Raw genomic sequence first — 13,812 nt, 5'->3', positions numbered from 1 at the left:
AAGATGATTTGAGTTAGTATGCATTGATAACGGATAGTAGCTTCTCGTGTTAGTGTTTAATGGACTTAAGGTAATTAAATCGACTAAAAAGTTCCTCTTTATACCAATTTTCCTTTTTCACTTTTCCTATGATTTCTTTATGTATATCAGCGTAAGCATAATTTTTCATGGCTTGTTCATTTTCCCAAATACTGAAGGTCGCTTGCTCAATTAAAGGCCATTCTCCTATTCCTTTGGTATAAACTAAGCCATTTGCATTTTCAATGGCTTTGCTGGCTTTGGGGACAAACTGCCAAAAACGCGGCAGTTTATGAATGTTGATTCTAGCTCTTGTAATTACGGCTATTTTTCCTCCACTATATTCTGCTTTTTCATGGAATGGATTTTTTCCATACCAACTCCCGTGAGCTCCCAGGGACTCTAAAAAATGTGTTTCGATATGGTTTGACTTATTTTCTAGTTCTTCAAAAAGCTCTGAGTGTTCAAAAAAATGGGCAGCATTTTCTGGAGATTCCCATTTCATCAACAGAGCATAGGTGGAAAAATCAGGCCATAGGCTAAATCCAAAACCGCTACCAGTACCCAATAATTTAGCAAAAGAGCATCCGTCCGTTTTAGATAATCGAGGAGGTAATAATTGCATTTGTTTAAATGCCCAGTATTTGTTTTTAGAGAAGTGGATTAAAGATATTGTAACCATAAATTAGTATATGCCTTCTTAAACTGCTAATCCTTATGAGAGTTTAAGAAATTTCAAGACGATACAAGGAAAGCGAATTTTCACGCGTTACAAACGCGCCACTAGCGCGCATTGCGAAGCAAAACGCTTGCTATTTGCTGTTTAGAACACTGTCTCGTCCTCGTTTGTAACTAGGATGACTAATTCAAGCATTTGTAATGCTATACAGAGACAATACCACATTCTGGTACACATAATCAATCATTTGCAATGCATAAAAAGCATAATTTATCAAAATCAAGTAGCTGTTTTTCAAAAAAATCATTTCTTTGTAGGATTAGCAAAAAGGCAATTAATCAACCGAAATTATGTCTGGCGACCGATATAAAATAGCAGATCAAAATGCTATGTATTTTGTAATATTCTAAAATGAAAGAGTTGATTATATTCATCATAATCCTATATAGGCGTTAATTGTTGATCATGCAGAAGAATATGTATATAGTTCAGCAAGGGATTATGCTGGACGGGCTGTTTTGGTGCCAATTAGCTTTCGGAGTTAAAAACTCATAGTTTAGGAATCCTCGTTACAAACGAGGACTAGTGGGGTCTGATAAATTAACGGATAAAGCAGATAGAAATAGCATTAATTTATCTTTTGGTATAGAAGATACAAAAGATTTTAATGCCGTAATTAATGAAATTAATAATGCTCAACCAGTTAAGTATTAATTTAATGAGAAAAATAATAAATTTTATTAAGGATTTTTTTGATGACTTGTTTTCTTACCCTGAAATTTCCAACGAAGAAATGAATCGATACTACAAAGAGAGAGAGGTTGATCAGGAAAAGATGAATGAAATTAGAATGAAAAGAATAAAACTGGTGATTTTTTTATTCGTTTTGTTTTGGATAGTATTTTTAGTGATAAAAAAATGAAACCTGTATCTACTAAAATACCCACACCCACTAGCGCGAGTAGCGAAGCAAAACCTTGCTAATTGCTGTTTAGTACACTCACTGTAGGCAGGGCAATGTGCTTGCAGTCATTACCGATAATGTAAACATGGTAAATAGCCCCCATCTCGTCCTCGTTTGTAACGAGGATGCCTAATCCAAGCATTTGTAATGCTATATAAAGATAAGAGCACATTTTTGTACAAATTACGAAGTATTTGTAATGCCTCAAAAGTATAATTTCTGGAAATAAATTAGATGCTTTTCAAAAAAACCATTTCTTTGTAGCATTAACCTAAAGACACTTAATCAACCAAAACTATGTCTGGCGACCGATATAAAATAGCAGATCAAAATGCTTTATATTTTGTAATATTCTAAAATGAAAGAGTTGATTATATTCATCATAATCCTGTATAGGCGTTAATTGTTGATCATGCAGAAGAATATGTATATAGTTCAGCAAGGGATTATGCTGAACGGGCTGTTTTGGTGCCAATTAGCTTTCGGAGTTAAAAACTCATAGTTTAGGAATCCCCGTTACAAACGAGGACTAGCGGAGGTGAAAATGCTGGAAAGGTTTATGATTATACTGAGACTGGTGTAATGATATATTCTGTAAGAAATAGTTTAAAGAAAATTCGTAAATCAAAATCTCCAATTGATAAGGTCAAGGAGTCTATTTCAATCGGGATTGTTGGGAAAGATTTTTACAATAAGACAAAAGAAAATAAGTACCAAAATAATGACCAAGAATATATTGAACAATAAAACGCTCTATAAAAGTAATAAAGATAAATTTAGTGATACTGTTTGGTATATTCTTATTACAAATGCAATTTTCTTTATATTTTATCAAGGAGAATTATTTTTTGAATACTTTACTTTAATAAATATATTATTAATCCCATTTAGTTTGTTAGATGCTAAGGAGGTGATATTAAGAAGGTCTCATATAGTGATAAAATATAACTTTTTGCCGTTTTTGTATTTTAGATATGAATTAAATAATATAGAATACTTTTATTTTGGTTCTAATAATACACCATCGAGTTTTGAAATCATAAAAATTTATCTTACAAATGGTAAGAAAAAATCTTTTTATTTTACGTCAGGTATGGATTTTCAAATTTTAATTAAAAACTTAAGAATGTTAAATAAAAATGTACAAGTAATATCTGATAAGTGGAAATAATTACGGTTAAATTTAAATAAGGACTGTCTTGTCCTGAAATAGCTTTACACAAATAAAGCTAATAATGGGAATTAAATACAGCGAAATTACAATTTATGAGATCTGTAGAAGGACAGACTCCTATCTCGTCCTCGTTTGTAACGAGGATGCCTAATCCAAGCATTTGTAATGCTATATAGAGATAAGAGTACATTCTACTACACATAAGCAATCATTTGCAATGCTTAAGAGGCGTAATTTATCTAAATCAAGTGAATTTTTTTAAAAAAAATGGTTTTTTGTAGGATAAACTAAAAGGCAATTAATCAACCAAAATTATGTCTGGCGACCGATATAAAATAGCAGATCAAAATGCTATGTATTTTGTAATATTCTAAAAAGAAAGAGTTGATTATATTCATCATGATCCTGTATAAGCGTTAATTGTTGATCATGCAGAAGAATATGTATATAGTTCAGCAAGAGATTATGCTGGGCGGGCTGTTTTGGTGCCAATTAGCTTTCGGAGTTAAAAACTCATAGTTTAGGAATCCTCGTTACAAACGAGGACTAGTGGTGCCATAGGATAAGAGTCCAACGAGCATTTTTATAAAGATTTGGGCATAAAAAAACCAGTCTTAAACGTAAGACTGGTTAGTGATTTTAGTAGCGGGGACAGGACTCGAACCTGTGACCTTTGGGTTATGAGCCCAACGAGCTACCAACTGCTCCACCCCGCGATATAAACTCTTGATTTCAACACTTTTTCTCGTGTTTCTCTCAAAAGGATTACAAAGGTATGATAAGGTTTTCGAAAAATCAAGTACCTTTGCAAAATAAATTTTAATTAATGTCAGAAAATCAGCATAAAGCCGGATTTGTAAGTATAGTGGGGAAGCCAAATGTAGGAAAGTCTACATTAATGAACGCTTTAGTAGGAGAGCGTCTTTCTATTATTACTTCCAAAGCCCAAACAACTCGTCATAGAATTATGGGGATTTTGAGCGGGAAGGATTTTCAGGTGGTTTATTCTGATACACCTGGTATTCTAAGTCCGCAATATGAACTGCATAATTCTATGATGCGATTCGTGAAATCAGCACTAGAGGATGCAGATATTTTGCTTTTTGTGACGGATTTATACGAAAAATACGAGGAAGATGATGATTTGATTGATAGAATCAAGAAAAGCGGAGTACCTATAATTTTGGTTATGAATAAAATTGATCAATCAAAAGGTTCTCAAGCGGAAGACAAAATGAAGTATTGGGCAGAAATTATTGAGCCCGATCACCAAATTATGATTTCGGCTCTAGAGAAGGTCAATATAGAAGAGCTTTTCGGGAAGTTGATTGATCTATTGCCAGTACATCCGGCCTATTTCCCAAAAGAGGAAATGACAGATAAGCCGGAGAAGTTTTTTGTGGAGGAGATCATTAGGGAAAAAATATTTCAAAATTATAAAAAGGAGGTTCCCTACAGCTGTGAGGTTGTAGTGACTGAATTTAAAGAGGATGAGAAGATCATACGAATAAGAGCAGAAATATATGTAGAAAGAAAATCTCAAAAGGGGATTATTATAGGAAAGGCAGGAGAAGCGATTAAGAAGGTAGGAATTGAATCTCGCAAGGATCTAGAAACATTCTTCAATAAGCAAATCCACCTGGAAACCTTCGTAAAAGTAGAGCAAGACTGGCGGAAAAAGGATTTGAAGTTGAAGAGATTTGGTTATTAGATAATTACGAATTACGAATTATCAATTGGGAAATTTGAGATGACATTGATAGTTTTTATTAACTTCATCTCATGAAAAATTTTCAACTAAACATCCCCAAAAATGAAATCGCAAAATGTAATTCAATTAAAAAGTTATCAATTTGCTCTAGAGGTTATTAGAATTGCTCAATTATTAAAAAGGGGAACTCATTTTGAGATATCCTCCCAAGTATTAAGATCAGGTACTTCTATCGGGGCAAATGTCGAGGAAGCGATTGGCGCTCAATCAAGAAAGGACTTTTTAGCTAAACTTTCAATTTCATACAAAGAGGCAAGAGAAACACATTATTGGTTAAGGCTAATAAAAGATTCTTGATTATTAGAACCTAATACTGCATCAATTATGATTGAGATGTGTGAAGAAATATTGAAAATCATTGGTTCAATACAAAAAACTACAAAAGCGAAGATGGAATAAAGTTCAGTGCTCATTTCCAGTTCGTAATTAAAAAATTATTAATTCGTAATTAAAAATGTCAAACATAGTAGCAATAGTAGGAAGACCGAATGTCGGAAAATCCACTTTTTTTAATCGTTTAGTAGAGCGAAAGCAAGCGATTATGGATAACGAATCGGGCGTTACGCGAGATCGACAATACGGTGAAGCGCAATGGACAGGTAAAAAGTTCACCGTCATTGATACCGGTGGTTACGTTACAGGTTCTAGTGATATCTTCGAAAAAGAAATTCGAAAACAAGTAAAAGAAGCGCTGAAAGAAGCCACTGTGATTTTGTTTATGGTGGATTGCCATACGGGCTTGACCGATATGGATAAAGATTTTGCTAATATCGTTAGAGAAGTTGGTAAACCCGTGTTCGTAATTGCCAATAAAGCAGACAGCACAGAAAAAAGCTACATGGCAGGAGAGTTTTATGGTTTAGGTTTTGATGAAGTTTTTAGCATGTCCTCTGCCAGCGGATCTGGGACAGGAGAAGTGCTAGATGCTGTAGTAGAACTATTTCCTAACGATGACCACAAAGATCCATTTGAAGGAATTCCCAGATTAGCAATTTTGGGACGCCCTAATGCAGGTAAATCTTCATTTTTAAATGCTTTACTAGGAGATGAAAGAACTATTGTAACTGATATAGCAGGAACTACACGTGATTCTATAAATACTCATTATAAGCTGTATGGAAAGGATTTTATCCTGACGGACACGGCTGGTTTGAGGAAAAAAACTAAAACAAAGGATGATATAGAGTTCTATTCAACGATTCGGGCCATTCAAGCACTGCAAGATAGTGACGTTTGTATTATCATGATTGATGCTACACGTGGATTTGAATCCCAGGACATGCAAATTATTGGTCTCGCCCATAAGAACAAAAAGGGCATTATGATCATGGTTAATAAGTGGGATTTGATTGAGAAAGATGGAAAAACTCACGATAAATTCAAAAAAGAAATTCAGGAGAAATTAGGGCCATTAGATTATATTCCGATTATTTTCACATCTGTAACTGAAAAGCAGCGAATATTTCAAGCTATTGAACTGGCTACAAAAATTTATTTCAGTCGAACTGAAAAGGTGAGTACCTCAGCTTTGAATGAAGTAATGCTAAAAGAGATTGAAAAATATCCGCCTCCTGCCCTTAAAGGGAAGTATATTAAGATAAAATACGTAACACAGTTACCAACATATACACCAACTTTTGCATTCTTTTGTAATCTTCCTCAATACATAAAGCCACCTTACGAAAGGTACCTTGAGAACAGATTAAGGGAGAATTTTGACTTTGAAGGGGTGCCAATCAAGCTTGTTTTTAGAAAAAAATAGATAGATACTTTTGTCAATCTAAATAATTAGATACATTTACACTTTAAACCATAATCGATTAAACTATGAAAAAATTATTCACATTGTTTTTATTAGGTGCTTTCACCTTAGCAGTAGTTGCTTGCGATAACAAAAGCGAAAAAGAAGAAGCAAAAGATCAGATTGAAGAATCAACTGAAGAAATCAAAGATGCAGTAGAAGATGCTGGTGATGAAATGGGTGATGCTGCTGAAGAAATCAAAGAAGAAGCAGAGGATAAAGTAGAAGAAGGTGGAGAAGAAATGGAAGAAGCAGCTGAAGAGGTTGAAGAAGAAGTAGAAGGTTAATTCTTTTACAATTCAAGAGTTTGAAAAGACCGCATTTGCGGTCTTTTTTTTGTCTAAATTACATTCTATAGATAATGGCGTTAATATGCATCCCTGCACCAACTGATGCAAAGATGATATCATCTCCCTCCTTAATTTCATGGCCTTCAATTTCTCCCTTTAAAACTAAATCTAGCATGACTGGCACTGTTGCTACTGAATTATTACCAAATTTTTGGATCGTCATGGGCATCATATCTTTGGCTTCTAGTCTTAGATCATATAGTTGACCAAGCTTTCTTAAAATAGCTTCATCCATCTTCTCGTTGGCTTGATGGATCAACACCTTTTTGATATTTTCCATAAAAATACCAGAACGTTTGAGGGCTGATTGCATGGCTGTGGCTACCTCATCCAAAGCATATTCGTATATTTTACGGCCTTTCATTTTAATGTAACGAGCATCATTGTCCATGCCAGGTTTATTGGATTTGCCCATTGCCAAATAACTCAACTCTTCATTGGCATCAGTTCTGTTTGCAAAACCTAATATTCCTTTACGATCGTCATCATATGAAGCCGAAACTATGGTCGCTCCAGCTCCATCAGAGAATATCATTCCATCTCTATCATGTGGATCAACACATCTGCTAAGTGTTTCTGCACCAATGACCATTATATGTCGGCAAAACCCACTTCTGATCATTTGGTAAGCTTGAATCACACCTTGGACCCACCCTGGACAACCAAATATAATGTCATAACATACTACATCAGGATTTTGAATTCCAAGTTTGTTTTTGACCTTTGCCGCCAGACTGGGCATATTGTCAATCCTGTTAGTATGAGCCTCTATGTCCCCAAAGTTTTGAGCATAAATAATATAATCTAATTCCTCTTTATCAATAGTGCTGTTCTTTAAAGCGTTTTTTGCGGCTATTGCACCTAAGTCAGAATTTAATTGGTCATCATTGGCATATCTTCGCTCTTTGATTCCCGTAATTTTTTCAAATTTTTGAATGATTTCTTCATTAGGGACTTCAAACGGTTTTCCATCCTCCTGGTAAAACTCATGATTTAAGAAATGTGCATTTGGAATGATCTTATCTGGAATATAAGAGCCAATTCCGTTAAAAACTACATTTGGTGTCTTCATAATTGTATGTTTGTAATTTTATTTAAATTCTTCTGACAGCATCCCAACAGGCATCTGCAGCTTGTTCAATGCGTTCTTTACTTAAGTGTTGTTGATGATCAATTTGCAGCTTTGCTAAAGAGGTTATTGGTCCATATGATAAAGAAATTATGGTGTAAACTGGAAGGTCTTTCATAGCCTTCTCTCGCTTGGCTTCAATAAAGAACATCATAACAGGAGACATGATCATAAAACTTTCCTCTCTTGTTAATTTACTCATATAACTGGCGTATCTGTGCTGCTCGATGAATTGAAATGCTTTTGGGTGCTGCATAAAAAAAGTGATTAGATTCATCCACAGATGCTTGAATCTTTCTTTAAAGCTGTCATTTTCGTTGTAATCGGCTAGCATAGCATGCATGATTTGTCTTTTGATCTCTTTAAACAGTTCATTGATTAAATCTTCCTTATTCTCAAAATATCGATAGATAGTACCAGCACCAATCCCTGCTGTTTCTGCAATCATGGAAATAGGAGTCCCGTGAAAACCGTTTTCTGAAATCAGTTTTAGCGTTGTCTCCAGTATTAATGTCTTTTTGTCAAGCTTGTTTTCGATTGCGGAATGAACGTTCATTCCGTAAATTTGAATTGTTATTTTATATAATCAAAATTTTAGAGATAATTTTTTAAAATGTTGTGTATCAGATACTAACGTTTGTTAGGGAATCCCTTTTATTTTTTTGTAAACTTCAGAATCTGCTAATTAGGAATAGTGCTTGACAATTGAATGAGTCGGTTTTATTGAAAGCGTTACCGTTAGAAAGGGGGAATTTACCAGCAAAATAGTGGATTGAAATCCAAAATTTGTTGTTTTCACTGGAAATATGGGTTGCCCACCTAATATATTAAATACTTGATGATAGGGAAGAAAATTAATTATCCTGATGGGTTTTAAACTTTTACTTTGGCAATTGACAAGCAATTCATTTATCTTTGACCCTCCATCTAAAACCTGATATGGGTTTTAATAAAAAATTGAAACAATATGGCTTGGTTTAGGCGACAAAATAAAGGGATTCTAACTCCTACTGAAAATAAAAAAGAAGCACCAGATGGTTTGTGGTATAAAACCCCGAACGGAAAAATTATTCACATGCGGGAGCTTAAGCAAAATGCTTATGTGAGTCCTGATGATGAGTACCATGTTCGCATTGGTTCTAAGGAATATTTTGAAATCCTTTTTGATGATAATAAATTCACAGAGCTTGATAAGGATATGACTTCTGGTGATCCTTTGGAATTTGTAGATAGTAAACCTTACCCAGTTAGAATTAAGCAGTCTCAGGAAAAATCAGATTTGAAGGACGCAGTTAGGTCAGCTCACGGCAAAATCAACGGTCTAGATTTATGTGTGGCCTGTATGGATTTTGGTTTTATTGGAGGGTCTATGGGTTCTGTTGTGGGTGAAAAGATTGCAAGAGCAATTGATTATTCTATCAAGAAGAAAGTTCCGTTTTTAATGATTTCAAAATCGGGCGGTGCAAGAATGATGGAAGCTGGATTTTCATTGATGCAAATGGCAAAAACTTCTGCTAAGTTGGCGCAGCTTTCAGAAGCAAAAGTTCCGTATATTTCCTTATTAACTGATCCTACAACTGGCGGGGTAACTGCCTCTTATGCTATGCTAGGGGATTTTAATATTGCTGAACCAGGTGCCTTAATAGGTTTTGCTGGTCCTCGGGTAATTAGAGAAACTATTGGGAAAGATTTACCTAAGGGTTTCCAGAGTTCGGAATTTGTACTGGAACATGGGTTCTTGGATTTTATTGTGGACAGAAGGCAACTAAAAACTAAATTGACCACTTTATTGAAGATGTTGAAATAAATTTCTATTTCTTATAATTATTTATAAATGCCAATTTGACCAATTGGCATTTTTTTATTAGGTATCCAGCGACTTACTGTTTATCTGCTTTTGAATTTATTTTTTTGATTGTTTTCGTTGCTATGGATCTAATGCCAGGACTGGGCTGGCGCTCTAATTTTAGTTCCAGGATTTCTTTGAGAGCCGATCGTAATTCATTTTCATTTGTTAAAAGCTTTTCCAAAACAGTCATAGCAAAAGCTTGAATAGCGATTGCGGTATTTTGCTGTTCCAGCCTGTCAAAGGCCAGATTAATCCAGTCTTCATGACTTTCTGGTGGTATATCAACAAAGCTAAGCGTTCGCCAAATATTTCTTTCCAAGCCTTCATGTTTATTGTTTTTCACTAGGTCACCAAACACTTTTAGGTGTGATTTATTCAAAATGTTAGGATGTTTTTCCACTAAGTGAGTCATCAGCCAGGAGGCTTGAAATTTAGATTCTTTAACTTGCAGGCAGTCAATCAATTCATCAAATGAAAAATTTTGATCTTCAAAACCTCTGATTAAGTTCTCTATTTCTTGTTTACTAACTCTTATTTTTAATTTAGTTTTTAAATCCATAATTCCTAAGGCCAGTTTAGCATTTCGAAAGCCTTATTTCTAAATTAGCAAAATGCGTTTAATAAAGAAGCCTGTACTATGTAATTATTATGTGACTTATCGATGCAACGCCAGTTGCTATTTCTGCGATATATGGGAAAAACCAAGTCCATACATAAAAAAGGAAGACGTAGCCCAGAATCTGAAGGCACTTAAAAAGCTTGGTGTTAAAGTAATTGATTTTACCGGTGGGGAGCCTCTATTACATAATGAAATTGAGGTTTTTCTGAAAATGGCTAAAGATCTTGGCTTCATTACGACAATCACAACCAACGGCTTACTTTATCCAAAAAAAGCCGAAAAATTAAAAGGGTTAGTTGATATGCTTCATTTTTCGCTAGATTTCGCAGATTCGGCTCAGCACGATGAAGTGAGAGGTGTAGGATGTTTTGATTTTGTCATGAAATCAATTGAGGCGGCAATAGCATTAGGAGAAAGGCCCGATATTTTGTTTACGGCCATGAATGAAAATATAGATGAGCTCAATAAAATTTATGAAAGTATTTGCCTTCCAAACGATTTGGTACTAATCGTTAATCCGATTTTTGATTACAATACCGTCAAAACTGGAGGAGGATTGACAAAAGAAAATCTAGAATACCTGAGCCGAATGGGCAAGAGAAAAAAAATTTATCTCAATGATGCTTTTATAGAACTACGTAAAAATGGAGGTAATCACGTAGAGGACCCTGTTTGTAAAGCGGCTTCATCTGCTCTTGTAATATCACCCAAAAACGAACTGGTCCTTCCTTGCTATCATTTAGGAAAAAAGGATTTCGCTATTGATGGAGATTTATTTAAACTATATAAGTCAGATGAGGTACAGAAATTAGCAGCATTAGAAGGTAAGCTTCCCGAATGTGAGGGCTGTGCTATCAATTGCTATATGCAGCCTTCATTTGCAGTCGAAATGAACCAATATTTTTGGAAAGCTCTTCCATCTACAATCAAATACAATAGGCTTAAAGGGACTTGGAAAAATATTTTGCAATAATTTCCACATTTCGCCAACTTTTTGAATGTTCATACTGTTAGCTTTTCGAATATATTATAATAAAAATATTGAACCGAGCTTATAGGTTTACATTTTATATAATATATTTGCAACTCAATTAATTGAATCATTAAGAACAAAAATAAAGTTCATGACATCAGTAATTATCACTTCAATTATTGCCTTCACAGTGCTAATACTCTTATTGGTATTGATACTATTGTTTGCGCAATCGAAATTAGTTCAGTCTGGCCCCGTTAATATTTATGTTAATGGAGATGAAGACAATCCTATAGTTACAACTGCAGGATCCACTTTACTATCTACATTGTCTGGTCAAGATATCTATTTACCATCAGCTTGTGGTGGTGGTGGTACTTGTGCCATGTGTAAATGTGTGGTAGAAGATGGAGCTGGAGATGTTCTGCCTACAGAGGAAGGTCACTTAAGTCGTTCTGAAAAGAAAGAAAACGTGAGGCTTTCTTGCCAAGTTAAAGTTAAAGAAGACATGCACATCCGCATACCTGAAGAAATTTTCGGTATTAAGAAATGGGAGTGCACAGTTAAATCTAATTATAACGTATCTACATTCATTAAAGAATTTGTAGTGCAATTGCCGGAAGGTGAAACTTTAGATTTTGAGTCAGGTGGATATATCCAAATTGATGTACCTGCTATCACTTGTGAATTTAAAGATATAGAGATTACTCCACATCCTGATTTAGGACACAAAGAAGATATCTTCCAGGAAGATTGGGATAACTTCGGTTTGTGGGATTTAGTGATGAAAAATGATGAGCCTATATTTAGAGCTTACTCAATGGCGAATCACCCTGCAGAAGGTGATATCATTATGTTGAATATTAGAATTGCTACTCCACCGTGGGACAGAGCTAAAAACACATGGATGGATGTAAATCCTGGAATTTGCTCTTCTTATGTTTTCACTAGAAAGCCGGGGGATAAAGTGACTATTTCAGGTCCATACGGTGAATTCTTCATTAATGAATCTGAAGCTGAAATGATTTATATTGGTGGTGGTGCCGGTATGGCTCCATTACGTTCTCATATTTTCCATTTATTCCACACACAAGGAACTGATAGAAAAGTTTCCTACTGGTATGGTGGTAGATCTAAAAGGGAGCTGTTCTATGTCGATCACTTTAGAAATATTGAGGAAAAGAATCCGAATTTCGATTTTCAAGTAGCCCTTTCTGAGCCATTAGAAGAGGATAATTGGAAAATTAAAAAGAGCTTAGACGATAAAGATGGTGATGGTTACACTGGATTTATTCATAATGCCTTGTACGATAACTATCTTAAGCACCATAAAGAACCAGAAGAAGTAGAATTTTACTTATGTGGTCCTCCAATGATGAATGCAGCAGTACTAAAGATGTTAGACGATATGGGTGTTCCGCCAGAAAATATCCGATTTGATGATTTCGGTGGATAATTCTATATATTAATTGATAACGTAAAAGGGGCCTGTAAGCCCCTTTTTTTGTTTAGTCTTCTTCCTTCTCTCTTCTTTTTTTCCTTCTCCACCATAAATATCCTCCAACCAAAATCAGGATGGGTAAACCCACATATAGTATATAATCAAAAGGAGTTTGTAATAGTAAGGGCTCACTGTCATCAGGATGTGGAACACCTTGTGGTATTTGAGCTAAAAGTTGTAAAATGTTCATGGCTTCAAAGAGTTTTTATTTTTGAACGTCTATAAGCCCTAGCTGTTACTTAATATTGTATAAAAGCGCGTTATGCCGCTTTATGCCAATATTGCTGCCTGTTTTTCAATACGAGTTTAAGCAATTCATGATTAGTCAACTGACTTAATTAGCCGCAAAAAACCATTTCCACTCTAAAGGTATAAGTTCCTATAATTTTAACTTTTCCCGAATAACTCTTGAACGTCCTTCTGGCTCAGCCTATATATGGTGCCAGTTTCCTCTGTTTCTTTATTCTCATGAATGATTTCGACTAAGTCTTTTCCTAAGAATTTCTTATTATAATATAGTCTTAATTCATTTTTGTCCATCTCAAATTGAACTGGGCCGGGGTTCATTGAATCAAAACCTTCGATGATGAAGGTATAAAGATTATCGAGAGTTTCTTTATCTTTAATAGTCAACTGATTGTCTGCTTTATCAGAATTTAGATTATTGTTGCGATATGTAAGTAAGTATTGATCTCCATCTCTTTTCAGACTTACTTTATCGTCTATTGAACCGATCATTTCTGTACGAGTTTGTCCTATGACCACTGATGTAGATAGTAAAGTGAAGACTAGGCTTAAGCAAAATGATAAAACTGCTTTCTTTTTCATAATTGAAATTTTTATATGGATGTAGTTCCAAGTACATACTCTTTTTGGAGTTATTTGTTACTTGGGATCAATTAACTGATCTTTTGGTGAAAATCATTATCGTGCATCTAATATTTTGAAATTGTCGTTTAAGAGACTAAATATAGTCCATATATT

At 34.7% G+C, this 13,812-nt stretch carries 15 protein-coding genes and 1 tRNA gene; 9 read left to right on the top strand and 7 right to left on the bottom strand.

All coding sequences use genetic code 11. The features are described from left to right. Positions 1-49 precede the first annotated feature (49 nt). A complete protein-coding gene (locus tag Q3Y49_RS02405) occupies positions 50-643 on the bottom strand; it encodes a spheroidene monooxygenase (protein ID WP_303270638.1) in 594 nt (197 codons plus the stop codon). Between the two features lie 772 nt (positions 644-1,415). On the opposite strand from Q3Y49_RS02405, the gene Q3Y49_RS02400 reads away from it, so the two are divergent. Continuing rightward, a complete protein-coding gene (locus Q3Y49_RS02400) occupies positions 1,416-1,619 on the top strand; it encodes a hypothetical protein (RefSeq protein ID WP_303270637.1) in 204 nt (67 codons plus the stop codon). Between the two features lie 763 nt (positions 1,620-2,382). Then, positions 2,383-2,832: a hypothetical protein gene (locus tag Q3Y49_RS02395; RefSeq protein WP_303270635.1), complete on the top strand. Its 450-nt coding sequence runs from the start codon at positions 2,383-2,385 to the stop codon at positions 2,830-2,832. A gap of 646 nt (positions 2,833-3,478) precedes the next feature. Here Q3Y49_RS02395 and Q3Y49_RS02390 read toward each other — a convergent pair. Further along, positions 3,479-3,551 (bottom strand) — tRNA-Met (locus Q3Y49_RS02390). 110 nt (positions 3,552-3,661) lie between these two features. On the opposite strand from Q3Y49_RS02390, the gene era reads away from it, so the two are divergent. The 4 genes from era (at position 3,662) to Q3Y49_RS02370 (ending at position 6,694) form a co-directional block, all read left to right on the top strand. Next, a complete protein-coding gene (era, locus tag Q3Y49_RS02385) occupies positions 3,662-4,546 on the top strand; it encodes a GTPase Era (RefSeq protein WP_303270634.1) in 885 nt (294 codons plus the stop codon). 102 nt (positions 4,547-4,648) lie between these two features. After that, entirely contained in the window at positions 4,649-4,903 is a 255-nt protein-coding gene (locus Q3Y49_RS02380) for a four helix bundle protein (RefSeq protein ID WP_303270632.1), read from the top strand. Between the two features lie 157 nt (positions 4,904-5,060). Continuing rightward, positions 5,061-6,368 carry a ribosome biogenesis GTPase Der gene (gene der / locus Q3Y49_RS02375; protein ID WP_303270630.1) on the top strand — a complete coding sequence of 436 codons (1,308 nt, stop codon included), beginning with the start codon at positions 5,061-5,063 and terminating at the stop codon, positions 6,366-6,368. Between the two features lie 65 nt (positions 6,369-6,433). Then, positions 6,434-6,694 (top strand): hypothetical protein, encoded by a 261-nt coding sequence (locus Q3Y49_RS02370; RefSeq protein WP_303270629.1) that lies wholly within the window; start codon positions 6,434-6,436, stop codon positions 6,692-6,694. Positions 6,695-6,752: 58 nt separating this feature from the next. Here Q3Y49_RS02370 and Q3Y49_RS02365 read toward each other — a convergent pair whose 3' ends face one another. Then, positions 6,753-7,829 carry a 3-oxoacyl-ACP synthase III family protein gene (locus Q3Y49_RS02365; RefSeq protein WP_303270627.1) on the bottom strand — a complete coding sequence of 359 codons (1,077 nt, stop codon included), beginning with the start codon at positions 7,827-7,829 and terminating at the stop codon, positions 6,753-6,755. 22 nt (positions 7,830-7,851) lie between these two features. Beyond that, the gene (locus Q3Y49_RS02360) at positions 7,852-8,442 is read right to left on the bottom strand and encodes a TetR/AcrR family transcriptional regulator (protein WP_303270626.1); all 591 of its coding nucleotides are present in this window, start codon (positions 8,440-8,442) and stop codon (positions 7,852-7,854) included. A gap of 411 nt (positions 8,443-8,853) precedes the next feature. On the opposite strand from Q3Y49_RS02360, the gene accD reads away from it, so the two are divergent. After that, positions 8,854-9,693: an acetyl-CoA carboxylase, carboxyltransferase subunit beta gene (gene accD, locus Q3Y49_RS02355; protein ID WP_303270625.1), complete on the top strand. Its 840-nt coding sequence runs from the start codon at positions 8,854-8,856 to the stop codon at positions 9,691-9,693. 73 nt (positions 9,694-9,766) lie between these two features. Here accD and Q3Y49_RS02350 read toward each other — a convergent pair whose 3' ends face one another. Continuing rightward, complete coding sequence (locus tag Q3Y49_RS02350; RefSeq protein ID WP_303270623.1) at positions 9,767-10,294, bottom strand: HEAT-like fold family protein; 528 nt, start codon at positions 10,292-10,294, stop codon at positions 9,767-9,769. A gap of 52 nt (positions 10,295-10,346) precedes the next feature. Here Q3Y49_RS02350 and Q3Y49_RS02345 point away from each other — a divergent pair, with 52 nt between their 5' ends. Then, positions 10,347-11,327, top strand: coding sequence for a radical SAM protein (locus Q3Y49_RS02345; protein ID WP_303270622.1), 981 nt, complete (start codon positions 10,347-10,349; stop codon positions 11,325-11,327). A 151-nt stretch (positions 11,328-11,478) separates the two neighbouring features. After that, complete coding sequence (gene nqrF / locus Q3Y49_RS02340) at positions 11,479-12,783, top strand: NADH:ubiquinone reductase (Na(+)-transporting) subunit F (protein ID WP_303270621.1); 1,305 nt, start codon at positions 11,479-11,481, stop codon at positions 12,781-12,783. 52 nt (positions 12,784-12,835) lie between these two features. Here the strand turns inward: nqrF and Q3Y49_RS02335 are convergent, their stop codons facing one another. Then, on the bottom strand, positions 12,836-13,018 hold the full coding sequence (locus Q3Y49_RS02335; RefSeq protein WP_303270620.1) for an LPXTG cell wall anchor domain-containing protein: 183 nt from the start codon (positions 13,016-13,018) through the stop codon (positions 12,836-12,838). A gap of 197 nt (positions 13,019-13,215) precedes the next feature. Then, positions 13,216-13,656, bottom strand: coding sequence for a hypothetical protein (locus tag Q3Y49_RS02330; RefSeq protein ID WP_303270618.1), 441 nt, complete (start codon positions 13,654-13,656; stop codon positions 13,216-13,218). Positions 13,657-13,812: the final 156 nt, after the last annotated feature.

Source organism: Marivirga harenae, from assembly GCF_030534335.1.
Classification (GTDB): Bacteria; Bacteroidota; Bacteroidia; order Cytophagales; family Cyclobacteriaceae; genus Marivirga; species Marivirga harenae.
This window is presented reverse-complemented; position numbering and strand designations above follow the sequence as displayed.

Bases quoted from the DNA above. Each gene is read 5' to 3' on its own strand.
- Q3Y49_RS02405 (WP_303270638.1), bottom strand. From the start codon at position 643: ATGCAATTATTACCTCCTCGATTATCTAAAACGGACGGATGCTCTTTT.
- Q3Y49_RS02400 (WP_303270637.1), top strand. From the start codon at position 1,416: ATGAGAAAAATAATAAATTTTATTAAGGATTTTTTTGATGACTTGTTT.
- Q3Y49_RS02395 (WP_303270635.1), top strand. From the start codon at position 2,383: ATGACCAAGAATATATTGAACAATAAAACGCTCTATAAAAGTAATAAA.
- era (WP_303270634.1), top strand. From the start codon at position 3,662: ATGTCAGAAAATCAGCATAAAGCCGGATTTGTAAGTATAGTGGGGAAG.
- Q3Y49_RS02380 (WP_303270632.1), top strand. From the start codon at position 4,649: ATGAAATCGCAAAATGTAATTCAATTAAAAAGTTATCAATTTGCTCTA.
- der (WP_303270630.1), top strand. From the start codon at position 5,061: ATGTCAAACATAGTAGCAATAGTAGGAAGACCGAATGTCGGAAAATCC.
- Q3Y49_RS02370 (WP_303270629.1), top strand. From the start codon at position 6,434: ATGAAAAAATTATTCACATTGTTTTTATTAGGTGCTTTCACCTTAGCA.
- Q3Y49_RS02365 (WP_303270627.1), bottom strand. From the start codon at position 7,829: ATGAAGACACCAAATGTAGTTTTTAACGGAATTGGCTCTTATATTCCA.
- Q3Y49_RS02360 (WP_303270626.1), bottom strand. From the start codon at position 8,442: ATGAACGTTCATTCCGCAATCGAAAACAAGCTTGACAAAAAGACATTA.
- accD (WP_303270625.1), top strand. From the start codon at position 8,854: ATGGCTTGGTTTAGGCGACAAAATAAAGGGATTCTAACTCCTACTGAA.
- Q3Y49_RS02350 (WP_303270623.1), bottom strand. From the start codon at position 10,294: ATGGATTTAAAAACTAAATTAAAAATAAGAGTTAGTAAACAAGAAATA.
- Q3Y49_RS02345 (WP_303270622.1), top strand. From the start codon at position 10,347: ATGCGTTTAATAAAGAAGCCTGTACTATGTAATTATTATGTGACTTAT.
- nqrF (WP_303270621.1), top strand. From the start codon at position 11,479: ATGACATCAGTAATTATCACTTCAATTATTGCCTTCACAGTGCTAATA.
- Q3Y49_RS02335 (WP_303270620.1), bottom strand. From the start codon at position 13,018: ATGAACATTTTACAACTTTTAGCTCAAATACCACAAGGTGTTCCACAT.
- Q3Y49_RS02330 (WP_303270618.1), bottom strand. From the start codon at position 13,656: ATGAAAAAGAAAGCAGTTTTATCATTTTGCTTAAGCCTAGTCTTCACT.